This window comes from Maritimibacter sp. UBA3975 (assembly GCF_002384975.1).
In the GTDB taxonomy this organism is placed as follows: domain Bacteria; phylum Pseudomonadota; class Alphaproteobacteria; order Rhodobacterales; family Rhodobacteraceae; genus Maritimibacter.
On record NZ_DGCP01000011.1, the window covers coordinates 346388 to 370604 of the forward strand.

At 66.6% G+C, this 24217-nt stretch carries 25 protein-coding genes; 13 read left to right on the forward strand and 12 right to left on the reverse strand.

Going from position 1 to position 24217, the window contains the following annotated elements; translation table 11 throughout:
* Nucleotides 1–314: 314 nt before the first annotated feature.
* The 6 genes from B2585_RS12435 to B2585_RS12460 all read left to right on the forward strand — a co-directional run bounded on the left by B2585_RS12435 (nt 315) and on the right by B2585_RS12460 (nt 7165).
* Nucleotides 315–1886: an ABC transporter substrate-binding protein gene (locus B2585_RS12435; protein ID WP_292023522.1), complete on the forward strand. Its 1572-nt coding sequence runs from the start codon at nt 315–317 to the stop codon at nt 1884–1886.
* Between the two features lie 102 nt (nt 1887–1988).
* A complete protein-coding gene (locus B2585_RS12440) occupies nt 1989–2996 on the forward strand; it encodes an ABC transporter permease subunit (RefSeq protein WP_292023524.1) in 1008 nt (335 codons plus the stop codon).
* A gap of 1 nt (nt 2997) precedes the next feature.
* Nucleotides 2998–3909 (forward strand): ABC transporter permease subunit, encoded by a 912-nt coding sequence (locus B2585_RS12445; protein ID WP_292023526.1) that lies wholly within the window; start codon nt 2998–3000, stop codon nt 3907–3909.
* 133 nt (nt 3910–4042) lie between these two features.
* On the forward strand, nt 4043–5017 hold the full coding sequence (locus B2585_RS12450; protein ID WP_292023528.1) for an ABC transporter ATP-binding protein: 975 nt from the start codon (nt 4043–4045) through the stop codon (nt 5015–5017).
* Nucleotides 5014–5964, forward strand: coding sequence for a dipeptide ABC transporter ATP-binding protein (locus B2585_RS12455; RefSeq protein ID WP_292023530.1), 951 nt, complete (start codon nt 5014–5016; stop codon nt 5962–5964). The genes B2585_RS12450 and B2585_RS12455 overlap by 4 nt, the downstream gene beginning before the upstream one ends.
* Before the next feature lie 40 nt (nt 5965–6004).
* Nucleotides 6005–7165 (forward strand): hypothetical protein, encoded by a 1161-nt coding sequence (locus B2585_RS12460; RefSeq protein WP_292023532.1) that lies wholly within the window; start codon nt 6005–6007, stop codon nt 7163–7165.
* On the opposite strand, the gene B2585_RS12465 is transcribed toward B2585_RS12460, so the two are convergent.
* From B2585_RS12465 to B2585_RS12500, 8 genes are all read right to left on the reverse strand, one after another.
* Nucleotides 7150–8136 (reverse strand): Rieske 2Fe-2S domain-containing protein, encoded by a 987-nt coding sequence (locus B2585_RS12465; RefSeq protein WP_292023534.1) that lies wholly within the window; start codon nt 8134–8136, stop codon nt 7150–7152. The two genes, B2585_RS12460 and B2585_RS12465, sit on opposite strands and share 16 nt — an antisense overlap.
* Nucleotides 8133–9263 (reverse strand): GNAT family N-acetyltransferase, encoded by a 1131-nt coding sequence (locus B2585_RS12470; RefSeq protein WP_292023536.1) that lies wholly within the window; start codon nt 9261–9263, stop codon nt 8133–8135. The genes B2585_RS12465 and B2585_RS12470 overlap by 4 nt, the downstream gene beginning before the upstream one ends.
* Nucleotides 9260–10513, reverse strand: coding sequence for a CoF synthetase (locus tag B2585_RS12475; RefSeq protein WP_292023538.1), 1254 nt, complete (start codon nt 10511–10513; stop codon nt 9260–9262). Before B2585_RS12475 ends, B2585_RS12470 begins: the two co-directional genes overlap by 4 nt.
* Nucleotides 10510–11334, reverse strand: a complete 825-nt coding sequence (locus B2585_RS12480) for an MBL fold metallo-hydrolase (RefSeq protein ID WP_292023540.1) — start codon at nt 11332–11334, stop codon at nt 10510–10512. Before B2585_RS12480 ends, B2585_RS12475 begins: the two co-directional genes overlap by 4 nt.
* Nucleotides 11331–12323, reverse strand: coding sequence for an NAD-dependent epimerase/dehydratase family protein (locus B2585_RS12485; protein WP_292023542.1), 993 nt, complete (start codon nt 12321–12323; stop codon nt 11331–11333). Before B2585_RS12485 ends, B2585_RS12480 begins: the two co-directional genes overlap by 4 nt.
* The gene (locus B2585_RS12490; RefSeq protein WP_292023544.1) at nt 12313–13287 is read right to left on the reverse strand and encodes a 3-oxoacyl-[acyl-carrier-protein] synthase III C-terminal domain-containing protein; all 975 of its coding nucleotides are present in this window, start codon (nt 13285–13287) and stop codon (nt 12313–12315) included. The genes B2585_RS12485 and B2585_RS12490 overlap by 11 nt, the downstream gene beginning before the upstream one ends.
* A gap of 93 nt (nt 13288–13380) precedes the next feature.
* Entirely contained in the window at nt 13381–14376 is a 996-nt protein-coding gene (locus B2585_RS12495; protein ID WP_292023546.1) for an LLM class flavin-dependent oxidoreductase, read from the reverse strand.
* 51 nt (nt 14377–14427) lie between these two features.
* Entirely contained in the window at nt 14428–15225 is a 798-nt protein-coding gene (locus tag B2585_RS12500) for a LytTR family DNA-binding domain-containing protein (RefSeq protein WP_292023548.1), read from the reverse strand.
* 124 nt (nt 15226–15349) lie between these two features.
* Between B2585_RS12500 and B2585_RS12505 the strand changes: the two genes are divergently transcribed.
* The 5 genes from B2585_RS12505 (at nt 15350) to B2585_RS12525 (ending at nt 19939) form a co-directional block, all read left to right on the forward strand.
* Nucleotides 15350–16957: a GMC family oxidoreductase gene (locus tag B2585_RS12505; RefSeq protein ID WP_292023549.1), complete on the forward strand. Its 1608-nt coding sequence runs from the start codon at nt 15350–15352 to the stop codon at nt 16955–16957.
* Between the two features lie 261 nt (nt 16958–17218).
* On the forward strand, nt 17219–17722 hold the full coding sequence (locus tag B2585_RS12510; protein WP_292023551.1) for a YbjN domain-containing protein: 504 nt from the start codon (nt 17219–17221) through the stop codon (nt 17720–17722).
* Nucleotides 17723–17835: 113 nt separating this feature from the next.
* On the forward strand, nt 17836–18651 hold the full coding sequence (proC, locus tag B2585_RS12515) for a pyrroline-5-carboxylate reductase (RefSeq protein WP_292023553.1): 816 nt from the start codon (nt 17836–17838) through the stop codon (nt 18649–18651).
* Entirely contained in the window at nt 18648–18986 is a 339-nt protein-coding gene (locus B2585_RS12520; protein WP_292023555.1) for a tRNA-binding protein, read from the forward strand. The genes proC and B2585_RS12520 overlap by 4 nt, the downstream gene beginning before the upstream one ends.
* Complete coding sequence (locus B2585_RS12525; protein WP_292023557.1) at nt 18986–19939, forward strand: 2-hydroxyacid dehydrogenase; 954 nt, start codon at nt 18986–18988, stop codon at nt 19937–19939. Before B2585_RS12520 ends, B2585_RS12525 begins: the two co-directional genes overlap by 1 nt.
* 1 nt (nt 19940) lies before the next feature.
* On the opposite strand, the gene mbfA is transcribed toward B2585_RS12525, so the two are convergent.
* The 3 genes from mbfA to B2585_RS12540 all read right to left on the reverse strand — a co-directional run bounded on the left by mbfA (nt 19941) and on the right by B2585_RS12540 (nt 23030).
* Nucleotides 19941–20921: an iron exporter MbfA gene (mbfA, locus tag B2585_RS12530; RefSeq protein WP_292023559.1), complete on the reverse strand. Its 981-nt coding sequence runs from the start codon at nt 20919–20921 to the stop codon at nt 19941–19943.
* Between the two features lie 78 nt (nt 20922–20999).
* Nucleotides 21000–21704 (reverse strand): NYN domain-containing protein, encoded by a 705-nt coding sequence (locus B2585_RS12535; protein ID WP_292023561.1) that lies wholly within the window; start codon nt 21702–21704, stop codon nt 21000–21002.
* A gap of 195 nt (nt 21705–21899) precedes the next feature.
* On the reverse strand, nt 21900–23030 hold the full coding sequence (locus B2585_RS12540) for an S-(hydroxymethyl)glutathione dehydrogenase/class III alcohol dehydrogenase (RefSeq protein WP_292023563.1): 1131 nt from the start codon (nt 23028–23030) through the stop codon (nt 21900–21902).
* Nucleotides 23031–23131: 101 nt separating this feature from the next.
* Here B2585_RS12540 and B2585_RS12545 point away from each other — a divergent pair, with 101 nt between their 5' ends.
* Together B2585_RS12545 and B2585_RS12550 are read left to right on the forward strand one after the other, a co-directional pair.
* Nucleotides 23132–23407 carry an I78 family peptidase inhibitor gene (locus B2585_RS12545; protein ID WP_292023565.1) on the forward strand — a complete coding sequence of 92 codons (276 nt, stop codon included), beginning with the start codon at nt 23132–23134 and terminating at the stop codon, nt 23405–23407.
* Nucleotides 23404–23679, forward strand: coding sequence for an I78 family peptidase inhibitor (locus B2585_RS12550; RefSeq protein ID WP_292023567.1), 276 nt, complete (start codon nt 23404–23406; stop codon nt 23677–23679). Before B2585_RS12545 ends, B2585_RS12550 begins: the two co-directional genes overlap by 4 nt.
* A 72-nt stretch (nt 23680–23751) precedes the next feature.
* Here B2585_RS12550 and B2585_RS12555 read toward each other — a convergent pair whose 3' ends face one another.
* On the reverse strand, nt 23752–24189 hold the full coding sequence (locus tag B2585_RS12555) for a c-type cytochrome (RefSeq protein WP_292023569.1): 438 nt from the start codon (nt 24187–24189) through the stop codon (nt 23752–23754).
* Nucleotides 24190–24217: the final 28 nt, after the last annotated feature.

Below are 24217 nucleotides of genomic sequence, written 5' to 3' on the forward strand. Positions count from 1 at the left end.
CTCCTGTTCGCGTGGCGCGAAGGTCGCAGTTTGCACGTCTGCCCGCAAATGTCCCGTTTCGTTCACGCGGTGCGCCGAAAATAGGGCTTGCGCGGCTTTGACCCCTTGGTCAAACTTGACGCGACGGTATGGGTTGTCTGCAACAGCCCCGCTGTCCAGAAATTTGATCACAAGGGGCACCAGACCCCGATCCACAGGGAGAGTATGCCTGGCCCGCCTACGAGGCGGGCAGTTCCGTTTATGGAGCCGCCGGGCCACGCACCCCTCCCGAGGCAAGACCGTTCCGAGCGAGAGACCCAAACAGGGAGTTAGATATGTCTCTAAGAAAAACACTGACCGCAGCAGGCCTCTTTGCCTTGCTCGCGGGCACCGCTTCGGCGCAATCGACGCTCGTCTATTGCTCCGAAGGCAGCCCCGAGGGCTTCGACCCGGCGCTCTATACGTCGGGCACGACCTTCGACGCGTCGTCGCACCCGATCTACAACCGCCTGACCGAGTTCGAAGTCGGCACCACCAACGTCATTCCGGGCCTGGCCGAAAGCTGGGACGTGTCGGAAGACGGCATGGAAGTGACCTTCAACCTGCGTGAAGGCGTAAAGTTCCACTCGAACGACATGTTCACCCCGTCGCGTGACTTCAACGCCGACGACGTGATCTACTCGTTCGAGCGTCAGACCGTGGACGGCTGGACCGGCGAATACTTCACCGCCATGGGCATGGGCGATCTGATCTCTTCGATCGAGAAGGTCGACGACATGACGGTCAAGTTCACCCTGACCCGTCCCGAAGCGCCGTTCGTCGCCAACCTCGCGATGGACTTCGCCTCGATCCAGTCCAAGGAATACGCGGACGCGATGGAAGAAGCCGGCACGCCCGAGATGCTGAACCAGCAGCCCATCGGCACCGGCCCGTTCTCGTTCGTCGATTACCAGAGCGACGCGGTGATCCGGTATGCGGCCAACGAGGACTACTGGAAAGAGGGTCTGCCGAAGGTTGACAACCTCGTCTTCGCGATCACGACGGACGCCTCGGTGCGCTACCAGCGCCTCCAGGCCGGCGAATGCCACATCATGCCCTACCCGAACCCGGCCGACATCGAAGCGATGCAGTCGGACGAGAACATCAACGTTCTCGAGCAGGAAGGTCTGAACGTCGGCTACCTCGCCTACAACACCATGCAGGAACCGTTCGACAACCCGGACGTCCGCAAGGCGCTGAACATGGCCATCGACAAGCAGGCCATCATCGACGTCGTGTTCCAGGGCTCGGGCCAGATCGCATCGAACCCGATTCCGCCGACCATGTGGTCCTACAACGAAGCCATCGAAGACGATCCGTATGATCCGGAAGCCGCCCAGCAGATGCTGGCCGATGCCGGTGTCGAAGACCTGTCGATGAAAGTCTGGGCGATGCCGGTGCAGCGCCCCTACAACCCGAATGCGCGCCGCATGGCCGAGCTCATTCAGGAAGACATGTCGCAGATCGGCGTGGACGTGGAGATCGTCACCTACGAATGGGGTGAGTACCTCGAGCGTTCGGCCGACGAAGAGCGTGACGGTGCCGTGCTTCTCGGCTGGACCGGCGACAACGGCGACCCGGACAACTTCCTCGCCGTCCTTCTGGGCTGTGACGGTGTCGGCGGGTCGAACCGCGCCAACTGGTGCCACGAGCCGTTCCAGGAGCTGATCGTGGAAGCCAAGACGCTGTCCTCGCAGGACGAACGCGCCGCGCTTTATGAAGAGGCTCAGGCCATCTTCAAGGATCAGGCCCCGTGGGCGACGATCGCGCACTCGGTCGTGTTCATGCCGGTGCGCCCCGAAGTGGAGGGCTACAAGGTCCACCCGCTCGGCGGCCATATCTTCACCGAAGTCAGCCTGGCTGAATGATCTGATACCCGGCGGGGCCTTCGGGCCCCGCCGACCCCCTGAAGGAGCCGACATGTCCCGACCGCGCCAGGCCACGGCCCAGCCAGACCGAGAGGCAACCCGATGCTGAAGTACCTGTTCTCGAGGCTCCTCACGTTCGTTCCCACATTCATAGGCGTCTGTATCATCTCATTCGCCTTCATCCGCGTGCTGCCGGGCGATCCGATCATCGTCATGGCGGGCGAGCGCGGCATGTCCGAAGAGCGCTACAACGAGCTTTATCAGCAGTTCGGCTTCGACCGTCCGCTCGTCGTGCAGTTCTGGGACTATTTCACCGGCGTCCTGCAAGGGGACCTCGGCCAGAGCTATGTGACCAAGCGCCCCGTCTGGGACGAGTTTTTCGCGCTGTTCCCGGCGACCCTGGAATTGTCCTTCTGCGCCATCATCATCGCCGTGGCGCTCGGCCTGCCCGCGGGCGTCATCGCCGCCGTGAACCGCGGCAAGTTCTTTGACCGCGCGCTGATGTCCTCCGCGCTCATCGGGTATTCGATGCCGATCTTCTGGTGGGCGTTGCTGCTCATCATCATCTTCTCGGGCAACCTCGGCTGGACGCCCGTTTCGGGCCGCATCGACCTTTTGTATTTCTTCGACGCCAAGACCGGCTTCATGCTGATCGACAGCCTGCTGTCCGGTCAGGAGGGCGCATTCAAATCTGCCGTGCGACACCTGATCCTGCCGTCGATCGTGCTGGCCACGATCCCGCTGGCCGTCATCGCGCGCCAGACGCGCTCGGCCATGCTCGAAGTGCTGGGCGAGGATTACATCCGCACCGCCAAGGCCAAGGGGCTGGCCCCGCCGCGCGTGAACGGCGTCCATGCGCTGCGCAACGCGATGATCCCGGTCGTCACCGTGATCGGCCTGTCGGTGGGCATGTTGCTTGCCGGCGCGATCCTGACCGAGACGATCTTCTCATGGCCCGGCATCGGCAAGTGGATGGTCGACAGCATCTATCGCCGCGACTACCCGGTGGTGCAGGGCGGGCTGCTGCTCGTCGCGCTGCTGGTGATGGTCGTCAACCTGATCGTCGATCTGCTCTACGGCCTCATCAACCCCAAGATCCGGAAGCGCTGACATGGCAGACGTGAGTTCTTCGACCAACACCACGCCGACCACCACCGTCCGCCCCGGCCGGTTCAAGGAGTTCTGGCGGTACTTCCGCGAAAACCGGGGGGCCGTCATCGGCTTTTACGTTTTCCTGTTCTTCCTGTTCGTCGCGATCTTCGCGCCGCTCATCGCGCCGTTCGAGCCATCGGCCCAGAACCGCGGTGCCACCCTCGTCCCGCCCGCGTGGCTGGACGGCGGGACATGGACCTATCCGCTGGGCACCGATCCGCTGGGCCGCGACATGCTTTCACGTCTGATCCACGGCGCGCGCTATTCCTTCCTCGTGGGCACCGTCGTCGTGATCATCGCGGCGACCGGCGGTATCCTCACGGGCCTTGTCGCGGGCTTCGCGCCGCGCTGGTTGGACACGATCATCATGCGGATCATGGACATCATCCTGTCGATCCCGTCGCTCCTTCTGGCCCTTGTGCTGGTCGCGATCCTCGGGCCGTCGCTGCTCAACGCCATGATCGCCATCGCCATCGTCCTGCAACCCCATTACGTCCGCCTGACCCGCGCCGCCGTGATGACGGAACTGTCCAAGGACTATGTGATCTCGGCACGCGTGGCGGGGGCCAGGCTTCCGCGCCTGATGTTCGTCACCGTGCTTCCCAACTGCCTCGCCCCGATCATCGTGCAGGCGGCGCTGTCCTTCTCCAACGCGATCCTCGACGTGGCCGCGCTTGGGTTTCTGGGCATGGGGGCACAGCCGCCCACGCCGGAATGGGGCACCATGCTCGCCGAAGCGCGCGAATTCATCCTGCGGGCCTGGTGGGTGGTGACCTTCCCCGGCCTCGCCATCCTCGTCACCGTGCTCGCCATCAACCTGATGGGTGACGGTCTGCGCGACGCGCTGGACCCGAAACTCAAGAGGAGCTGACCGTGACCCGACGCACCGAACCCCTGCTTCTTCGGTCCACAAATACCTCGGAGGGGGTGTGGGGGAGGCAGCGCCTCCCCCACCCGGTCGCCTTGGCGTCAGCCAAGGCGAAACACCTGACCGGAGGCCAGCCATGACCCTCCTCAATATCCGCAACCTCAGCGTCGATTTCGACACCGCCGGCGGCCAGTTCCGCGCCGTGGACGGGGTCGACATCACCGTGGACGAGGGCGACATCCTCGCCATCGTCGGCGAATCCGGCTCCGGCAAGTCGGTGTCGATGCTGGCCGCGATGGGTCTTCTCCCGTGGACCGCGACCATCACCGCCGACGAGATGAGCTTTGACGGGATCGACCTGCGCGGCATGACGGCCCGCTCGCGCCGCAAGGTCATCGGGCGCGACCTGTCGATGATCTTTCAGGAGCCGATGTCCTCGCTCAACCCGTGCTTCACCGTGGGTTTCCAGATCAAGGAGAGCCTGCGCATCCACCTCGACCTCGACCGGGCCGAGCGGCAGCGCCGGGCCATCGAGCTTCTGGAACTCGTCGGCATCCCGGACCCCGAAAAGCGGCTCAAGACCTTCCCGCATCAGTTGTCCGGGGGCATGAGCCAGCGGGTGATGATCGCGATGGCGCTGGCCTGCAAGCCGCGTCTGCTGATCGCGGATGAGCCGACCACCGCGCTCGACGTGACGATCCAGGCGCAGATTCTCGACCTGTTGATCGACATTCAGCGTGAGAACCGCATGGGCCTGATCCTTATCACCCACGACATGGGCGTCGTGGCCGAGACCGCCCAGCGCGTGCAGGTGCAATACGCGGGCCAGAAGGTCGAGGAGCAGGAGGTGCGCAAGCTCTTCTCGCAGCCGCATCACCCCTATACCTCCGCCCTGCTCGACGCGCTGCCCGAGCGCGCGACCGAGCGGCACCTGCCCACGATTCCCGGCGTCGTTCCGGGGCAGTACGACCGGCCCGAGGGCTGCCTGTTCTCGCCGCGCTGCAAGTTCGCCGACGATACCTGCCGGAGGATCGATCCGCCGGTGCAGTCGCGCGAACTGGGCCTCGCCCGCTGCCACTACCCGGTCAACGCGAAGGAGGACGTGGCATGAGCGTCGTCGTCACCGCCGAGAACCTCGCCCGCCATTACGAAGTGGGCGGCGGGCTGTTTTCGAAGCCCGGCGTGGTCAAGGCGCTGTCCCATGCGTCCTTCACCATCGAGGCGGGCAAGACGCTGGCCGTGGTGGGCGAATCCGGTTGCGGCAAGTCCACCCTCGCGCGGCTCGTCACTCTGATCGAAGAGCCGACGGCCGGCACGCTGAACATCGCGGGCACGGATGCGACGCCCGACAACTGGGACAAGCTGCGCGACACCGTGCAGATCGTGTTTCAGGACCCGTATGGATCGCTCAACCTGCGCCACCGGGTCGGAGCCATTCTGGAGGAACCGCTCAAGATCAACCGCCCGAACATGTCGGCCAAGGAGCGGCAGGCGAAGGCGCGAGAGATGATCGAGCTCGTGGGGCTCAGGCCCGAGCATTACGACCGGTTCCCGCACATGTTCTCGGGCGGTCAGCGTCAGCGCATCGCGGTCGCCCGTGCGCTGATGCTGGAGCCGAAGCTTCTGGTGCTGGACGAACCCGTCTCGGCGCTCGACCTGTCGATCCAGTCACAGGTGCTGAACCTGCTGCTCGATTTGCAGGAGCGTCTGGACCTTGCCTATCTGTTCATCTCGCACGACCTGTCAGTCGTGCGACACGTCGCAGACGACGTGGTCGTGATGTATCTGGGCCGGCCCGTGGAGTTCGGGTCCAAGGATGCGGTGTTCTCGAACCCGCGCCACCCCTACACCAAGGCGCTCCTCTCGGCGACGCCATCGACCGAGCCGAACCCCGACAAGAAGCGCATCAAGCTGGAGGGCGAGCTGCCCTCGCCGCTCGCCATTCCCGACGGCTGCCCCTTTGCGCCGCGCTGCTGGAAGGCCAAGGACAGGTGCCGGGCCGAGCGGCCGGAACTGATGGGCGACCACCCGGCGGCCTGCTTCTATCCCGAAGGCTGACCCGCTTGCGCCGTGCGGCGGCGCTCCGTAGCGTCCGGGCATGACCGGCCAGACATTCCTCGTGACCGGGGCGCGTGCGCCCGTGGCGTTGCACATGGCGCGCCTTCTGGGCAGCGCCGGTCACAGGGTCATCCTTACGGATGCGCTGGCCCGCCCTTTGGCGGCGGCGACGCGCTTTGCCAGCTATGTCCGCACGCCATCACCGCGTTTCGCGCCCGACGCATTCGGCGCGGCGGTGCAGGAGATCGTGGCGCGCGAGGGCGTCGACCTGATCGTGCCGACCTGCGAAGAGGTCTTTCACCTCGCCCGCCTGCGTGACGAGGCCGGGCTGCCGTTGCCGGTGTTTGCGCCGGGCCTCGACCAGCTCGCGCAGGTTCACGACAAGCACAGGTTCATCGAATTGTGCGCGGGGCTGGGACTGCCCGTGCCCGAAACGCACCTCTTGCGCGGGCTGCCCGATCTGGACGCCCAGCGCGCGCGGGCGGGGGACATGGTGTTCAAGCCGGTCTGGTCGCGCTTCGCCGAGCATGTGCTGATCCGCCCCGACCCACGCGGGCTGGACGCGATCACGCCGTCGCCCGCGCGGCCCTGGGTCGCGCAGGAATACCTGCATGGGAGCGAGTTGTGCGCCTATGCCATCGCCCACGAAGGCCACGTTGGTGCGCTGTCCGCCTACCGCGCCCTTGCCCGTGCCGGGCGGGGGGCCGCCGTCGCCTTTGCCCCGGTCGAGGATGCGGCGGTCACGGAATTCGTGACACGCTTTGTCGAGGGCACCGGGTGGAGCGGGCAGATCTCGTTCGACCTGATGCGGCTGGCGGATGGCAGCGTGCGGCCGCTGGAGTGCAATCCAAGGGCGACGAGCGGGCTGCACTTCTTTCGTGACGGTGCTGCATTCGCGCGGATGCTGGCGGGAGCGGGCGCGCCCCTCGCGCCGGATGTTTCGACGCCGCAGGACGTGCGGCTGGCGCTCTGGGTCTATGGCCTCCCGGCGGCGCTGGGGCGCGGCGACCTCGCGGCGTTTCGCGCGGTGCTGCGCGAGACAGAGGACTTGCTGGACTGGCCCGATGACCCCGGCGCACGGCGCGCACAAGTTCCGGCCATGGCGGAGTTCGCGATGCTGGCTTTGCGCAAGCGGATCAGCCTGCTTGGCGCGTCTACATACGACATCGAATGGAACGGGCCGGATCAGAGCGCGATCTGAACCCGGCGGGGTGTTTGGGCGGCTTTCGGCATCTCGCCCGCGGCGATCCGCGCGATGTCTTCGCGCAGGATGTCGAGCGGGCCGATCACAGGTCTGGCCGTGGGCAGCAGGCGCGCATTGTCGAAGGCCCGTGACAGCACCCGGCGGTCCTGGTCCAGCGCGAGCCGGAACATCGGCTTGAACGCCAGTGCCTTGAGATACCCCAGCCCCGCCTGTTTCGGTCCCATGAGCCAGCCGACCCCTTCGACCGTCTCAGCATCCGCCTGCCGCAGGTGAAAGGTCGTGGCCAGCACGATGCCGTTCGGACCCCAGTATTCCAGTTCGGCGATACCGGGGTGACGGTAGCGCCCGACGGTCCGCACCCGCGCGCCTTCGAGCAGCTTCGAGATCAGGCCCTGCTGGCGGTCTTCGCCCGTATATGTCGCCTCAACCCATCCCGGCCCGCCGGTGATCGCGACATCCACGGCATACCGTTTCGTGCCGAGGCCCCGCAGGAGGCCCCGGTGGGTGAAATGGGTGTGCGTGGCGTCGAGGATGTTCTCAGCCGTGTCGATCAGGGTGGAGCGCGTCGCGCTGGTCACTCGGCGCGTGATGACGTCCTGCCCGGTCAGGCAGTGAACGTAAGGTGCCGCCTGCGGCGTGCCGGTGGACAGGAAGATCGCGCCTTCGGCCTCGGTCACGGTGAGCGCCTGCGCCCGCAGGGTCGGCAAGGGCCCGACATGACCCGGGATCGCCGTGCATCGCCCGTCGGATGCAAAGCGCCAGCCGTGGTAGGGGCACTGGATCTCACCGTCGAGGCACCGGCCCTCGGACAGGGAAGCGAACCGGTGCGGGCATCTGTCGTGCAGCGCGGCAATGGCCCCGTCGCGCCCGCGAAACAGCACGACCGGGACACCGTCCAACAGGACGCGCTTCGGTGTCTGCCGGACCGCGCGGCTGAGGGCGACGGCCTGCCAAACGTCCTGCGTCAAAGCCCGAACCTTTCAAGCAGCGGGACGCCCACCCGACGCAGAAGCGCCTCCATCACCGCGACGGACCCGCGTGCCGACGGTGGCAGGTGGCGGACGTGAACCGCGGTGTATTCCACCACCGGCACCGCGCCGCGCGACCGTTTGAAACCGGCGGCCCCCGCGCTCATGTTGAAGAAAAGCCCCTCTTCGCTCGCCCGCCGCTGCGAGGCGGCCATCATCATGCGGTAGAGTCCTTCGGACTGCGGGCGCGTCGTGTCGTAACCGACGATGGGCTGCGTGAGGGTCGTGCCGGAGAGGAACATGCCCGTCACGGCGACGAGGGCGCCGCTCTCGCGCTCGCGCAGCCCCAGCATCTCGATGATCCCCGCCCGGTGCCATTCGGCCACGCAGAGCGCGGTGTAGCGTGGGTTCAGCGGGGTGTACTTGTCGAGGTAGAGCATCGCGTAGAGGTCGGCGGCGCGGGCATAATCCTCTGCCAGGAAATCCCCATTCCCGACCATTTCGTGCGATGTGTCGTCCAGGAGCTTGCGGTCGCGCGTCATGTCGCGGCTCAGGCGGGGCCTGTCGCTGCGGTCCGCGAAAAAATAGACCTGCCGCGCGGGCAGGAGAGTGAACCCCTCGGCCCGTAAGGCGGCCATCGTCGCCGCATCCGCCAGAGCGTTAAGCGAGCGAAGAACGATGGCCCTGTCCGGATGCGCGTTCAACAGCGTGTCACGCAGATGCGCCACGTTCGCCCTGTCGAGCGACGGTACCGGGTTTGTCGAGAGAAGCCAGTTGTTCACCTGAACCTGATGGTCGAGCCCGCTCAGGCGGAGAACGGGCGTGGCGGATCGGATCAACGCCCGCGTCGCGGCGCGCAGGACGGCGTGGGACACGAAATGCCGCGTCTCCTCCAGCCCGTAGTCGATATAGGCCGCGCTCGGCCGGCAGATGTAACAATTGCCGCGCTGGTCGCGGTCGTTGAGCGTAAGGGGAAAGACCTGACCGCCGACCTCCACAGTCTCGACCCGCGTATCGAGGTTCGCGATCAAGGCGGACGACGGATGCCGGTCGAACAGGGCAGCAAAGGCCGCGACTTTCGCAGGGTCGTTCGCCGCCCCAGCCCCGATTTTTCGTGGAGCGTTCATGACGCGTCGGTGTGCGGGAGGTGACAGGCCACGCGCCTCAGCTTCGCGGCTGTTTCGAGCGTGAGGGGCGCGCGGGTCAGCGTGACTTTGACCCCCTTGGCACGGCTCCTGAGCAACGCGGTCAGGGCCGCCACCGCGGCCTGCGCCTCTGCCTTGGTGACCGCAGGCGGCAGGGTCAGGTCGACGGTTTCCGGGCCCGTCTGGATGATGCGGAAATCGTCGATCCCCGGCCCCGCGTCGAGCACCGCGTTTCGCAGCACGTCGGGGGTGATGAGCGTGCCGCCGATGCGGAAGATGTCGTCCATCCGGCCGACCACCTCGTCCACCGCCTGAAGCGGCGACCCGCAGGGACAGGGCGTGGCAGAGAGGCGCAGCAGGTCGTTCATCCGGTAGCGTGCCATGATCTGAACCTGCCGCCCTAAGCAGGTGACGAGCGGGGTGACAAGGCCATCGCCCACCGGTTCGAACTCGAACTTCATGGAGTCCTCGCACAGGTGGAGGCGTCCGTGGCGGCAGGTGACGCCGAGGAGGCCCTCGGTGGCCATGTAGATCTGTTCGAGCGGGCCGAAAGCGGCCTCGATCACCGGCCGGTCGACGGGGTCGAGCGTTTCGGCGGCGGCGAACGTCCGGGTCGGGGCGAGAGCCACGCCGCGTTCCGCAAGGTGGCGTAGGATCTTGGGCGGGGCGACGACCACGGTCGGATCGAAGGCGGCGAGGTCATCGATCCACTGGTCCGGGCCGGAGACGAGATCGAAGAACCTCAGGTCGATGCGCCCCGACTGGCGCGCGGAGTCGTAGAGCGGCGTGGATTGCGGCAGGACGATTGCCACCCGGGGCCGGCGCCAGACGAGGTCAGGGATCGCTTTGGCGAGGATCGCGCCCAGCCAGCGGAACCGCTCGCCGTCCGAGATGACGAAATAGCCGCGATTGCCGCTGGTCCCGGTGCTTTGACCGACCGTAAGGCTCCCGATTCGGCAGTCCGAGGCGATGGCCGCCCGAACCTGGTCCGATGTGATCCCGTGGATGTTGTAGGCGCTGAAGTCGGCCATCAGCGTGGCCTTGTCGGTGATTGGCAGGTCGTCGAGCCGGTCGGGCGCGGACACGTAGGCCCGCACACGCGGCAAGTCGCGGGCGAGCCAGCGGGACAGGCGCCGTGCCTGCCAGGACTCGAACCGCGCGCGGCTCAGTCCGGCACGGCCCATGCGGCGGGCGGTCAGGAAGGAACCGATTGCCTCGCCCGCCGGGATCACGGGGCGGGCTCCATGTCGTAGGGCGCCGGGTCAGGGTCGTGGCACAACATGACCTGCCCCCCGGCGGCACGGAACGCGGCGACGGCGCGGGTGGTCGCCATGCCGGCGTCCGGGTCGTCCGCGATCAGGCGCGCGGGCCAGCCCGGCGCGCGTCCGGGGTCGAGGGCCGACAGCATCCATTGCGTGTCGCAAGCGTAGAGCAGGGGCGTGTCGAGGCGGGGAAACAGAAGGCCCACATGCCCCTCGGCATGGCCCGGAAGGTCGACCGTCAGGACATGCCCGTCGCCGAACAGGTCGGCAACTGCCGTGAGGGCTTTTGGCACATCGGCCTGTGCGCGTGGCAAGGTGGAGAAGCCTGTCAGGCGGGTGGCGATGTCGTCCGGCAGGAGTTCCGGAAAGATTCCGTGCCGGAGGTTGCCCAGCGTGCCGCGCGCCGCGATCCGGGCGAACGTCCGGTCACAGGCGAACACCCGTGCATTGGGAAACTGGCGCAGGCCCGAGACGTGATCGGCGTGGAAATGGGTCAGGATGACCGCCGCCACGTCCTCTGGCCCGATTCCGCGCCGGGCAAGCACGGCGGCGGGCTGCCCCGCGTCGTGCAACCGGGGGCGCAGAATACGCGCATAGGTCCGGAGCGCGGCGCTGCGTGGTCCGGCGACGGTTTCGTGGGTGTAGCCCGTGTCGATCAGGACCGGCCCGACCGTCGGATGTTCCAGCAGTCCGAACCGCACCTGCAAGGCGACGGGGGCGCGACGCCCGCCGCGCAGGACGAAGGACTCGCGTGTGCGCACCGTGGCGCTGTTGGCGAACACGGGGATCATTGCGTCGGCTCCCCTGCGAACGTCCGCTCCAGCCCGTCCTCGAACCCGATCCGGGGGCGCCAGCCGAGCAGCCGATCGGCCTTCGAGATGTCGAGGCTTTGGGCATAAGCGAACAGCGCCAGCGCGTAGCGGGTGATCTGCGGCTCGCCGCCGCCGGTGAGCAGGGCGGCCTTCTCGGCGCTCCACGCCGCCGCGAGGCCAAGCGACACCGGCATAGGTCGCCAGCGCAGGTTCACCCCGGCGCGCGCACAGACGGCCCCGGCGATGTCGGTCACCGGGATGACGTCGCCCCCGGTGATGTTGAAGACCTCGCCTTCGACCTCGGGACCGGCGCGCAGGGCCGCGAGAACCGCGTCGGCCACGTCATCCACATGGGTCAGGTCGATGCGCGCCGCGCCGCCGCGCAGGAGCGGCAGGGGCCGGGCGCGCGCCGTGGCCAGCAGGCGCGGCAAGAGCACCGTGTCGCCGGCACCGTAGAGCCCGCGCGGGCGCAGGGCGATGGGGCCGATGTCGCGCGCCGCGAGTGCGATCTCTTCCGACAGGCGTTTGGTGCGCGCGTATTCGTTGAACGGCCTGGGAAGCGGGTCGTCCTCGCGCAGGTCCAACTGGTCGCGCAGCGCAAAGTAGAGGGTTGAGGAAGAAACCTGCACGAACCGGCCCACGCCGAGGCTTCGGGCCAGCGCGACCACGTTGCGGGTGCCGGTGACATTCGCCGCCTCGAAGGCCGCGCGTGGTCCGAAGGGCGCAGAGAGGCCCGCGCCGTGGACGATATGGGTCACTTCGGTCAGTTCCGGCGGACGGTCGGAAAGCGCGCGCGAAATGTCCCAGCGCAAGACCGGCACGCCCTGCGCCGCAAGCGCCGCGCAGGCGGCAGGGTCGCGCCCCTGGGCGAGCACGGGGATGCCTTCGTCGCGCAGGCGGCGGACCACCGCGCCGCCGAGAAAGCCGGTCGCACCGGTGACGAGGACGCGCCCGCTCTCAGGCTTCATAGGCCAGCCCTCCGAAAGACACGCCCGCCGAGGTGCCCAGCATCAACACGCGCGTGCCCGGCGGCACCCGGCCCGCGCGCCGCGCGGTGTCGAGCGTGAAGGGGATCGAGGCCGCGATCTGGTTGCCGTGGTCCGCGACGATATCCACGACCTTTCCCGCATCGAAACCCGTCTGGCGCACCATATGGACGAGCGCGGCGGGGCTGGCCTGATGCGGGACGATGAGGTCGACGTCGTCCTGCGACCAGCCCGCGCGGGCGAGGAGGTCGGTCACGAAAGCCCCGAAATGGCGGGAGGCGAGACGAAAGAGTTCCTTGCCGTCCATCGAGAACCACGCATGGGCGGCGAAGTCTTCGGGCGATGCGTGGAAATCGAACCGCGTCCCGCCCGCGCCGATGGAACAGGCGTCGTAGGCCGACGGGTAGGTGCGCGTGAGGCTCGCCTTCAAACCGGCCCCGGCTTCGACGACCGCCGCCCCAGCCCCGTCGCCGAACAGCGCCGCGACCTCTGGCTGCGTTTCCCACGGCAAGGCGCGGGAGGCGATTTCGGCAGAGACCACGAGCGCACGGCGCGCCCCGCCCGTGGCGATGAGCCGCGCGGCGGTGTCGAGCGCCACGACGAAGCCGAGGCATGTCGCGTTCACGTCGAAGGCGGAGGCGGACCCGTCCGTCATGCCGAGCCGCTGCATCAGGAGCGGCGCGGTGGCCGGGATCGGCTGGTACGGCACGGCGGCCCCGCAGATCACGAGGTCGATGTCGGCGGGCGCAAGTCCGGCGTCCGCGAGTGCCGCCGTGGCAGCCGCGAGCGCGAGGTCGACCTGGCTCTCGCCGTCGCAGACATAGCGCGACCTGACCCCCGTGGCGGCCGCAAGCTGGCCTGTGGGCAGGGACAGGCGAGCGTCGAACTCGCTGCTGTCGACGCGGCGCTCAGGAAGCGCCCGCCCGGTGCCGAGAATAGTTATCACGCTGCGTTCCTCCGCCGTCCCATACCGCGGTCGCGAACCGATGCCCCGATGTTACGGCGCGGCGCGCGCTTTCCCAAGCGGATTGCGCATGGGTCAGACGGCTTCGGCGCGGGCCGCCAGCGCCTCGGCCGCGATGGCGAAGGAGCGTTTGCGGGCGGCCGGGTCGTGGATCATGCCGGTCAGGATCAGCTCGTCCGGCCGATAACGCGCGATCAGGTCGTCGAGCTGGCGGGCCACCTGGTCCGGATCACCGACCGCCGTGACGCGCAGGGCGTGGTTGAGCATCGCGATCTGGTCGGGCGAGGCGACGAGCGAGATATCATCGACGGGGGCCGGCAGCGGTCCGGGCGATCCCGTGCGCAGGTTCAGGAACGCCTGCTGCATCGAGGTGCGCAGCCGGTGCGCCTCGGCCTCGGTATCGGCGGCGAAGACGTTGACCGCCAGCATGAAGCGCGGGGCGTCGGTGCGACCCGGCTGGAAGGACGACCGATAGACGTGGAGCGCGTCCTCAAGCGCGTCGGGCGCGAAATGCGAGGCGAAGGCGTAGGGCAGCCCGAGATGTGCGGCGAGTTGCGCGCCGAACAGCGAGGAGCCCAGCATCCAGACCGGCACGTTCGTGCCCGCGCCGGGGATCGCCTTGATCCGCTGCCCCTCGGTGAGCGGGTCGAAATAGCTCATCAACTCGACAACATCGTCCGGGAAGGTATCCGCCTGCGTCATGATGCGCCTGAGCGCGCGGGCGGTCGCCATGTCGGTGCCCGGCGCACGGCCAAGTCCGAGGTCGATACGGTCGGGATAGAGCGTGGCCAAGGTGCCGAACTGCTCGGCCACCATGAGCGGCGCATGGTTTGGCAGCATGATCCCCCCGGCGCCGACCCGAATCCTGTCGGTCTGTCCCGCGACATGCCCGATCAGGATCGAGGTCGCGGCGGAGGCGATGCCGGTGGAGTTGTGGTGTTCGGCGAACCAGTACCGGCTGTAGCCCAGCCGCTCTGCCTCCTGTGCGAGGTCGACGGAATTGGCGAGCGCCTCGCCGGGCGTGGAGCCTGACGGGATCGGGGCGAGGTCGAGGATGGAATAGGGTATCATGGGGCGTCCTTTCGCCAGATACCTAGGAACCCGCGAACCGCCTGTCCATGCTCAGCGGTTCTCGAGCGCCGTGGCGACGACGGGAATATTCGGACGGCTCACCGGAATCGTGTCGCCGTTCTTGAGCACGACGCGCGCCTTGCGCCCTTCGCGTTCGAGCCGCTCCACGGCGTCGAGGGCCACCCAGTGCGAGCGGTGAATCTGTAGTCCCGGAAAGCCGTTCAGTTCGGCGATGGCATCGGACATGCGCTTCAGGATGCGATGTTCGCCCGCTGACGTCACCACGTCCAGATAATGGTCCTGCGTCTCGATCCGGATCAGGTTTCTCGCGTCATCGACGTCCAGGTTGCGCAGGAAGAGGGGTGGCTCGGGGGCGTCGGGTTCATCAGTCGGCGCGATGGGCTCCGGCTCGGCAGCCGCGCCTTCGACTTCCGCCAGCGCCGCTGCACGGTGGCGGGCCAGGGTGGCGGGGCGGACGTAGGTCTCGACCACCGCGATCGGAAAGCCGATCAGGAAGACGAAGACCCAGCGGAAACCGATGTTGTAGGCCGTCAACGCCTCTCCACGGAACGTGATGTCGAGGCCGAGCAACAAAGCCGCGGCCAACGGGCCTGCCGCGAACGCGCCGATCGCGATTCGGAACACCGGGTGCCAATTGTCTGGCAGCCGCGCCATGGCGATACCGACAGCCGCGATCACGGAAAGCGCCGCGCCGGCAATCCCTGCCGGCCAATAGACCAAGCGTTCCAGCAGGGTCAGGTCCGAAAATGTGCCGAAAGGCCCCGTGACGGCCGCACCCGCCGACATGGCCAGAATTACCCCAGCTCTTCGCAAAAATACCGCCCCCATGAGCTTTGCATATGTCATCCCCCGGACTCAGGCAATTATGATCTCTGGCAACCATACGTCATCCTCCTTGCCCCGGTGATCCGGGCCGGATTATGACCACTATTGAGGCATCTGGAGGGGCGAGATGGGCGATATCGGGGGCGACTGGGATTACATCATCGTGGGTGCCGGCACGGCGGGCTGCGTTCTGGCCAACCGGCTGAGCGAAGATCCGGCGACGCGCGTGCTGCTTCTCGAAGCGGGCGGGCGCGACAGCTATGCGTGGATTCACGTTCCGGTCGGCTATCTCTACACGATGGGCAATCCGCGCACCGACTGGATGATGCGCACGTCCGAGGAGCCGGGTCTGAACGGTCGCAGCCTTGCCTATCCGCGAGGCAAGGTTCTGGGCGGCTGCACGTCGATCAACGGCATGATCTACATGCGGGGTCAGGCCGCCGACTATGACGGTTGGCGGCAGATGGGCAATACGGGCTGGGGCTGGGACGATGTGCTGCCCTATTTCCGGCGGAGCGAGGACCATCACGCGGGCGACAGCAAGCTGCACGGTTCGGGCGGAGAGTGGAAGGTGCAGAAACAGCGCCTGACGTGGGATGTGCTCGAGGCCGTCAAACAGGCCGCTATCGAGTTCGGCATCCCGGTCGCGGACGACTTCAACGACGGGCTCAACGAGGGCGTCGGGTTCTTCGAGGTGAACCAGTCGAACGGCGTGCGCTGGTCCACCGCCAAGGCGTTCCTGCGGCCCGTGCAGGGCCGGGCCAATCTGCGGGTGGTGACGGGCGCGCTGGCGGAAAAGATCATGCTGGACGGCAAGCGGGCCAAGGGCGTGCGCTGGCGCGTCGGCAGCGCGGTGCAGGAGGCGCGGGCCCAGCGCGAGGTGATCCTTGCAGCCGGAAGCCTCAATTCCCCCAAGCTCATGGAACTGTCGGGCATCGGCGACCCGGAGGTTCTGGGCAACTTCGGGATCGATGTGGCGCATGGGTTGGCGGGTGTCGGCAAGAACCTTCAGGACCACCTTCAGATCCGCACGGCCTATGAGGTCGAGGGCGCGAAGACGCTGAACCAGCTGACCAACTCCATGATCGGCAAGATGCGGATGGGGCTGGAATACGCGCTCAAACGCTCAGGGCCGCTGGCGATGGCCCCGTCTCAGCTGGGCATATTCACCCGGTCGGACGAGAGCGTGGCGACGCCTGACCTCGAATACCACGTTCAGCCGCTGACCACGAAGGCCCTGGGCGATCCGCTCGACCCCTTCCCCGGCATCACCGTGTCGGTCTGCAACCTGCGCCCCGAAAGCCGGGGCACATCGCACCTGCGCTCGACCGATCCGGGCGAGCAGCCCGATATCCGGCTGGGCTACCTCACAGCCGAGAAGGACAAGCTGGTGGCGGTCAAGGCGGTGCAGCAGGCCCGTGCGCTGATGAGAATGCCCGCCATGCAGAAATACGCGCCGCGCGAGTTCCTGCCGGGCCCGGACTGCGCCACGGACGCCGACCTTTTGCGCGGCGTCGGCGATATCGCCTCGACCATCTTCCACCCGGTTGGCACAACCAGGATGGGGACGGATACGATGGCGGTGGTCGGCCCGGATCTGAAGGTCCACGGGATGGATGGACTGCGGATCGTGGATGCGGGCGTCATGCCGACGATCACCTCGGGCAACACCGCGTCGCCCACCATCATGATCGCCGAGAAGGCCGCCGACCTGATCCGGGGCCGCGCCGCCTGACCCGGCAAGATCCCGCGCTGTTCGGCGTGGTTAACGCACGGAAATCCCGAATAAATTACGCGAATTGTGCAAGTCGCGAGTCCTCAAGCGACTCGATTCGTTCAGAAAAAGCCGATTTTCGACTTTCTCCTTTACAGGAGTCAACGAATATCACACCATATCTAGTAGGGATGGGGCGCACGAGACGCCACACCCGGAACAGGCAACCAGCCCTTGCGTTTCTGCATCCGCGAAGGCTGAACCGAGCAGAAGGGACAAGCCATGGCGGCGACCGAGCATTACCTCGAATCCGAAGACCTTCATCCGATAGACATCGTTGAAACCCTCGCCGAGCACCACGCCTGGGACTTCGACCGCGTGGCCGACGACCAGATCGCGATGGCGGTCGAGGGTCAGTGGCGCACCTACTCGATCACCCTGGCGTGGAGCCCGTATGACGAGACGCTCCGCCTGATCTGCACCTTCGAAATGGAGCCGCCCGAGGAAAAGCTCGGCAAGCTCTACGAGGCGCTGAACGCGACGAACGACATGGTCTGGGACGGGGCCTTCACCTACTGGTACGAGCAGCGCCTGATGGTGTTCCGTTACGGGCTCGTCCTCGCCGGTGGGCTGATGGCCGGGCCGGAACAGCTCGCCCGCCTGATCTCGTCTTCGGTTCAGAACTGCGAGCGCTTCTACCCGGCGTTCCAGCTTGTGAACTGGGGCGATCGCAGCGTCGAGGACGCCATGCAGGTCGCGATGGCACAGGCCTACGGACGCGCCTGACGATTTTCATCTCCAAGTGAACGGCGACGGGGGGCTTCGGCCCCCTGTTTTCGTATGCGGATTGCACCCCGCCCCGCCCCCGCCTAGTCTCGCCGCCGACAAGGGAGACGGCGATGGACATGAACGATATTCGCGAGAAGGGCATGGTCCTTCTGGGTTGCGGCAAGATGGGCTCGGCGATGCTCAGGGGCTGGCTGGACGGCGGACTTCCGGCGTCGTCGGTCTGGGTGAGCGATCCGAAGCCGTCGGAGTGGCTTCAGGAGCTTGAAGGTCTGAACCTCAACGCGGATTTGCCCGAAGCGCCCGCCGTCGTTCTGGTGGCGGTGAAACCGCAGATGATGGCCGACGCGCTGCCCACGCTGAAGGCGATGGGGAACGGCACGACGCTGTTCGTCTCGGTCGCCGCCGGGATCACGCTGGCGACTTACGAGGACATGCTTGGCGACAAGACCCCCATCGTGCGCGCGATGCCCAACACCCCCGCCGCCGTGGGCCGTGGCGTGACGGCGATCATCGGGAACGGCGCGGCCGGAGCGGATCACGCGGACCTTGCAGAAAGCCTGTTGTCAGCGGTCGGTCAGGTCGTGCGGCTGGAGAGCGAGGCGCAGATGGGTGCGGTCACGGCGATTTCCGGCTGCGGCCCGGCCTATACCTTCCACCTGATCGAGGCGATGGCGGCAGCGGGCGAGGCAAACGGGCTTGCCCCGGAGCTGGCCCTGCAATTGGCGAAGGCCACTGTCGCGGGGGCCGGACATCTGGCCGAGAACGCGGACGAGGACCCGGGGCAGTTGCGCGTCAACGTCACCTCGCCCAACGGGGTCACGCAGGCCGCGTTGGAGGTTCTGATGAACGACGAGGACGGCTTCCCCCCGCTCCTGAAACGGGCCGTAGCAGCGGCGATCAAGCGCGACAAGGAGCTTGGAGAATGAGCGAGATCAGTTTCGACGACTTCCTCAAGGTCGACGTGCGCAAGGGCACGGTGGTCAAGGCCGAGCCGTTTCCCGAGGCACGAAAGCCCGCGATCAAGCTCTGGGTCGACTTCGGCAAGGAGATCGGGGTCAAGAAAACCTCGGCCCAGATCACCAAGCATTACACGCCCGCGAGCGTCATGGGGATGGGCGTCATGGCCGTGATCAACTTCCCGCCGCGCCAGATCGGCAAGTTCATGTCCGAAGTCCTCGTCCTTGGCGTGCCAGACGCGGATGACGAGGTGGTGCTGATCACGCCGGACAAGTCCGTGCCCGACGGCGGGCGGCTTTACTGATGGCCGAGATCCTCATCACCCGGCCCCTGCCGGACGCGGTGGTCGCGCGCCTGAGCGACCGCCATGACGTGACCCTGCGCGAAACCTCCGACCCGCTTGACGCGGACGAGCTGATCACGGCGCTCACCAGTTTCGACGCCGTGTTGCCGACGCTGGGCGACGCGTTTTCGGCTGAGGTGTTCGAGGCGGCGGGCGACATCCGGTGCAAACTGCTCGCCAATTTCGGGGTCGGCTACAACCATATCGATGCGGCGGCAGCGAAAGAGCATGGCGTGGCGGTCACGAACACGCCCGGAACGGTCACGGATGCCACGGCGGACATCGCGCTCACGCTGATCCTGATGACCGCACGGCGGGCGGGCGAAGGCGAACGCTTCGTGCGGGCGGGCAAGTGGGTCGGCTGGAACCCGATGCAGATGCTGGGGATGCATGTGACCGGCAAGACGCTGGGCATCATCGGCATGGGACGGATCGGGCAGGCCATCGCCAAGCGGTGCCATTATGGCTTCGACATGAACGTGATCTTCTACAACCGATCACCCAAGCGCTGCGACTTCCCAGCGCGGCAGTACGAGAGTATCGGGGACGTGGCTGCGCTTGCCGATATCCTCGTCGTCGCGGTGCCCGGCGGGCCGGAGACCCACCACCTGATCGGGCGCGAGGTCTTCGCGCAGATGCCCGACGGCGCGATCTTCGTGAACATCTCGCGCGGGGACGTGGTGGACGAGCCGGCGCTCATCGCCGCGTTGGAGGCGGGCGATATTCGTGGGGCGGGGCTGGACGTTTACGAGAACGAGCCGCATGTGCCCGAAGCGCTGCGCGCGATGGAGAACGTCACGCTCCTGCCCCACCTCGGCACCGCCGCGCTGGAAGTCCGGGAGGCGATGGGGCTGATGGCCGCCGACAACATCCTGTCGTTCCTCGACACCGGCGAGCTTCTCAACCCGGTCTAGGTCAGCCCCCGCCGATCAGGACACCGGCGGCGAAAACGAGCGCGCCGCCAAGGACGACCTGGAACGTCGCGCGGAAGAAGGGCGTGTCCATGAACTTGTTCTGAATCCAGACGATGGCCCAGAGTTCGACAAAGACGACGATGATCGCGATGATCGTGGCGGTCCAGAAATCCGTGATGAGGTAAGGGAGCGCGTGGCCCAGCCCGCCCACCGTTGTCATCACCCCGGACGAGACACCGCGCTTGAGCGGCGAGCCACGTCCCGATAGCTCACCATCGTCCGACGCAGCTTCGGTGAACCCCATCGAAATCCCCGCGCCCACGGCGGCGGCGAGGCCCACGAGAAGCGTCGTGTGCGGATCGCGGGTGGCGAAGGCGGTTGCGAAGATCGGCGCGAGGGTCGACACCGAGCCGTCCATCAGACCCGCGAGCCCCGGCTGCACCCATGTCAGGATGAACTGGCGGCGCGCCGAGTCATCCTCTTTCTCACGCGCTTCGCCGCCGAGATATTTCTGTTCGAGCTGCCCGGCCGTATCGTTGTGCCCGGCCTCGGCGGCTGCAAGGTCACCCAACAGCCTGCGGGTTCCGGCATCGGAGGTACGGTCGGCGGCCTTGCGGTAGAACTGCTCCGCCTGCCGCTCCATCTCCCGCGCCTCGCCCCGCATCCGCTCCAGCCCGAGGTTTTCGATCAGCCAGACGGGCTGGCGCGCGAAATACCCTGCGACATGCTCACGCCGGATGAGCGGGATGACGGAGCCGAAGCGCCGGGTATGCTCATCGATGAGCCATTGGCGGTGCTCGTCCTCCTCATGCGCCATCTCCTCGAACACTTTGGCGGAGGCGGGGAAATCCTCGCGCAGCCGCTCGGCATACTGGCGGTAGATGCGGGCGTCGTCCTCCTCGTTCGAAATCGCGAGGGCAAGGATCTCCTGTTCGGACAGGTCCGAGAAACGGCGGCGGGACGACGAGAAACCGGGGATCATTTCAACACCTCTTTGGAACGATTCCAAACTAGTGAACTATACCGTCAACGCAAGGGGGCGCTTGGTCGCGGGGTGGGGTCAGTCCACGCGGCGGATGTAGACGTGGTTGCCCTCACGCTTGGACTCGAAACGCTTGGTGTCGCGGATCAGGTCGGAAAGCTTGGCACGCCCGTAGGTCCGTGTGTCGAAGTCGCGGTTGTCGGCCTGGATCGCCTGACCGATCACGCCAAGCTGGAACCATTCGCCATCCTGGTCGATCTTTTCCATCGCGCGGAAGATGAGCGGCAGGGCATCCTTCACGTCACGCTTGCCCTTCTTGCCCTCGGCGGGCTTCTCGGGCTCTTCGTCGACAAGGTTCTCGATCATCACGAAGCGGGAGCAGACGTTGCGCAGCGACTCGGGCGTCTTGCCTTCGCCGATGCCGATGACCGTCATCCCCTGTTCGCGGATGCGGTTGGCGAGCGCGGTGAAATCGCTGTCGGACGAGACCAGTACGAAGCCGTCGAAACGCCCGGTGTGCATGAGGTCCATCGCGTCGATCACGAGGCCGATGTCCGAGGCGTTCTTGCCTTTGGTGTTCGCGCTGTCCTGGTGCGCGACCATGCCGAGCGAGGCGACCTTGGTTTTCCACGGGGCGAGCCGCTGGCTCGACCAGTCGCCGTAGACGCGGCGCAGCGCGGGTTCGCCGTAGCTCGTGACTTCCTTGAGGATCGGTTCGGCGAAGCGGGCCGGGATGTTGTCGGCGTCGATCAGGACGGCGAGGAGCGGGTTGGCGTCGGGCATCTTTGGAGGACCTTCTCGTTATGTGCTGTGCCCTCGGTATCCCAGATGAATGGCGGCGTCACCCGCTCTCGCTATCGCAGTGCTGGGCCCGGACCGGGGCCCTTCGGGGGAGCGCGAAAGGTGCGCACCAGACACGAACGGCCGGAGACCGCATGGCGGCTCCGACCGTTGGGTGCCTGCGCCGGGCGCAGGGTGTCAGTAAAGAACGACCGAGCGGATGGATTCCCCCGAGTGCATCAGGTCGAAGCCGGTGTTGATGTCATCCAGCGGCATCGTGTGGGTGATCATCGGGTCGATCTCGATCTTGCCGTCCATGTACCAGTCCACGATCTTGGGGACGTCGGTCCGGCCACGGGCGCCGCCGAAGGCCGTGCCTTTCCAGACGCGGCCCGTGACGAGCTGGAAGGGGCGGGTCGAAATCTCGGCCCCCGCCGGGGCCACGCCGATGATGATCGACTCGCCCCAGCCACGGTGCGCACATTCCAGCGCGTCGCGCATGACCTTCACATTCCCGGTGCAGTCGAAGGTGTAATCCGCGCCGCCGATCAGGTCGCCGCGCCGCTTGGTGAGGTTCACGATGTAGGGGACGAGGTCTTCTTCCAGTTCGGAGGGGTTGATGAAGTGGGTCATGCCGAAGCGTTCGGCCATTTCCTTTTTCGCCGGGTTCAGGTCGACACCGATGATCATGTCGGCCCCCGCGAGGCGAAGGCCTTGGATGACGTTGAGGCCGATGCCGCCCAAGCCAAAGACCACGGCGGTCGATCCGATTTCGACCTTGGCGGTGTTGATGACTGCGCCGATGCCCGTCGTCACGCCGCAGCCGATGTAGCAGATCTTGTCGAACGGGGCGTCCTCGCGCACCTTGGCAAGCGCGATTTCGGGCAGGACCGTGTGGTTCGAGAAGGTCGAGCAGCCCATGTAGTGCAGGATCGGGTCGCCATCGAGGGTGGAGAAGCGGCTGGTCCCGTCCGGCATGATGCCCTGCCCCTGCGTCGCGCGGATCGAGGTGCAGAGGTTGGTCTTGCCTGACGTGCAGGAATAGCATTCGCGGCATTCGGGCGTGTAGAGCGGGATCACATGATCGCCCGGCTTCACGCTGGTCACGCCTTCGCCCACTTCCATGACGACGCCCGCGCCTTCGTGGCCGAGGATCGCCGGGAAGAGCCCCTCGGGATCGGCGCCGGACAGGGTGAATTCGTCGGTGTGGCAGATGCCGGTCGCCTTGACCTCGACCAGAACCTCGCCCGCCTTGGGGCCGTCCAGGTTTACATCCATCACTTCAAGGGGTTTTCCGGCGGCTGTGGCCACCGCGGCGCGCGTTCTCATCAGGGAGCCCTCCAATTCGCTTCGACCGCACATTGGGCGAGATTCCGCGCTCTTTCAATGGCGTAACTTGTGCCCCGGCCCCCGCAGGTTATCTAGGACCCATGTTCAGAACAGCCCTCATACCGGTCGCCGCGCTGGCGCTCGCCGCCTGTCAGCCGGAGGACGAAACCGCCGCCCAAGCCCCGACGGATGACTGCGGCGCAGAGGCGCGGCAGTCGATGGTTGGCGAAGACATCGCCGCACAGGACGACCTTGAACCGGGTGACAAGCTGCGCATCATCGAGCCGGGCATGGCCGTGACGATGGATTTCCGCGCGGACCGGCTCAATGTCGAGGTCGACGAGGACGGGACCATCACGAAGGTGTACTGCGGATGAGACTTGCCCTGCTTCCCCTCGTCGCCGCGACGATGCTCACCGCCTGCGAACGCGGGGCCGAGGTGCGCCACGATCCCACCGGGCAGCTTGGCGTCTGCCCCGCGCCCGCGTTTCAGGATTTCGTGGGTCAGCCCTATGCCAACACCCGCATCGAATGGCCTGACCTGAGGGTCATCCGCCCCGGCGATGCGGTGACGGAGGACTACCTTCAGAACCGGCTCAACATCGACCTCGACGAGAATGAGGTCATCACGCGCATCTGGTGCGGCTGACGCCGGACTCCGCGACGGGACAAGAAACGGGGCGGCCGATGGGCCGCCCCGTGCGCGTTCCTCAGATGTGATTCAAAGCTGGTAGGCGCGGTGGCACGAGCCACAGGTGCCGCCGATGGACCCCATCGCGGCGCCGAGCGAGGCCTCATCGGTCACGGTCGCGCCGGAGGCCGCCTCTTGCAACGCTTCGGCCTTGGACACGAAATCCTCCCAGTTTTCCCAGATCTCGTCGGAGGCCTCTGATTCCGGGTCCTTTGCCGGGGTTTCGAAAACATCGGGGATCGTTTCCGCCGCTTCGGCCATCTCGTCGATGGCCGCCTGTGCAGCCGCGGCGTCGAACGCGATCTGGCCTTTGGACATCTGGCTCAGGGTTTTCATGTTGGCACCGATCCCGCCCATCGTGTCCATCCGGGCCTTGACGTCCGGATCTTCGACATCGGCATGTGCGATGAGCGTTCCGGTGGTCATGGCGAGGGCGGCGGTGGCGAGGATTACTCGTATCTTGGTCATGTATTTTCCTTGGTGATCAATAGGTTTG

Coding starts and splice junctions, on each gene's coding strand:
- B2585_RS12500 (WP_292023548.1), bottom strand. CDS start 15,225: ATGGGGGCGGTATTTTTGCGAAGAGCTGGGGTAATTCTGGCCATGTCG.
- mbfA (WP_292023559.1), bottom strand. CDS start 20,921: ATGATCCCCGGTTTCTCGTCGTCCCGCCGCCGTTTCTCGGACCTGTCC.
- B2585_RS12535 (WP_292023561.1), bottom strand. CDS start 21,704: ATGCCCGACGCCAACCCGCTCCTCGCCGTCCTGATCGACGCCGACAAC.
- B2585_RS12445 (WP_292023526.1), top strand. CDS start 2,998: ATGGCAGACGTGAGTTCTTCGACCAACACCACGCCGACCACCACCGTC.
- B2585_RS12540 (WP_292023563.1), bottom strand. CDS start 23,030: ATGAGAACGCGCGCCGCGGTGGCCACAGCCGCCGGAAAACCCCTTGAA.
- B2585_RS12510 (WP_292023551.1), top strand. CDS start 17,219: ATGGCGGCGACCGAGCATTACCTCGAATCCGAAGACCTTCATCCGATA.
- B2585_RS12455 (WP_292023530.1), top strand. CDS start 5,014: ATGAGCGTCGTCGTCACCGCCGAGAACCTCGCCCGCCATTACGAAGTG.
- B2585_RS12505 (WP_292023549.1), top strand. CDS start 15,350: ATGGGCGATATCGGGGGCGACTGGGATTACATCATCGTGGGTGCCGGC.
- B2585_RS12485 (WP_292023542.1), bottom strand. CDS start 12,323: ATGAAGCCTGAGAGCGGGCGCGTCCTCGTCACCGGTGCGACCGGCTTT.
- B2585_RS12480 (WP_292023540.1), bottom strand. CDS start 11,334: ATGATCCCCGTGTTCGCCAACAGCGCCACGGTGCGCACACGCGAGTCC.
- B2585_RS12460 (WP_292023532.1), top strand. CDS start 6,005: ATGACCGGCCAGACATTCCTCGTGACCGGGGCGCGTGCGCCCGTGGCG.
- B2585_RS12450 (WP_292023528.1), top strand. CDS start 4,043: ATGACCCTCCTCAATATCCGCAACCTCAGCGTCGATTTCGACACCGCC.
- B2585_RS12435 (WP_292023522.1), top strand. CDS start 315: ATGTCTCTAAGAAAAACACTGACCGCAGCAGGCCTCTTTGCCTTGCTC.
- proC (WP_292023553.1), top strand. CDS start 17,836: ATGGACATGAACGATATTCGCGAGAAGGGCATGGTCCTTCTGGGTTGC.
- B2585_RS12495 (WP_292023546.1), bottom strand. CDS start 14,376: ATGATACCCTATTCCATCCTCGACCTCGCCCCGATCCCGTCAGGCTCC.
- B2585_RS12550 (WP_292023567.1), top strand. CDS start 23,404: ATGAGACTTGCCCTGCTTCCCCTCGTCGCCGCGACGATGCTCACCGCC.
- B2585_RS12440 (WP_292023524.1), top strand. CDS start 1,989: ATGCTGAAGTACCTGTTCTCGAGGCTCCTCACGTTCGTTCCCACATTC.
- B2585_RS12555 (WP_292023569.1), bottom strand. CDS start 24,189: ATGACCAAGATACGAGTAATCCTCGCCACCGCCGCCCTCGCCATGACC.
- B2585_RS12545 (WP_292023565.1), top strand. CDS start 23,132: ATGTTCAGAACAGCCCTCATACCGGTCGCCGCGCTGGCGCTCGCCGCC.
- B2585_RS12470 (WP_292023536.1), bottom strand. CDS start 9,263: ATGAACGCTCCACGAAAAATCGGGGCTGGGGCGGCGAACGACCCTGCG.
- B2585_RS12520 (WP_292023555.1), top strand. CDS start 18,648: ATGAGCGAGATCAGTTTCGACGACTTCCTCAAGGTCGACGTGCGCAAG.
- B2585_RS12525 (WP_292023557.1), top strand. CDS start 18,986: ATGGCCGAGATCCTCATCACCCGGCCCCTGCCGGACGCGGTGGTCGCG.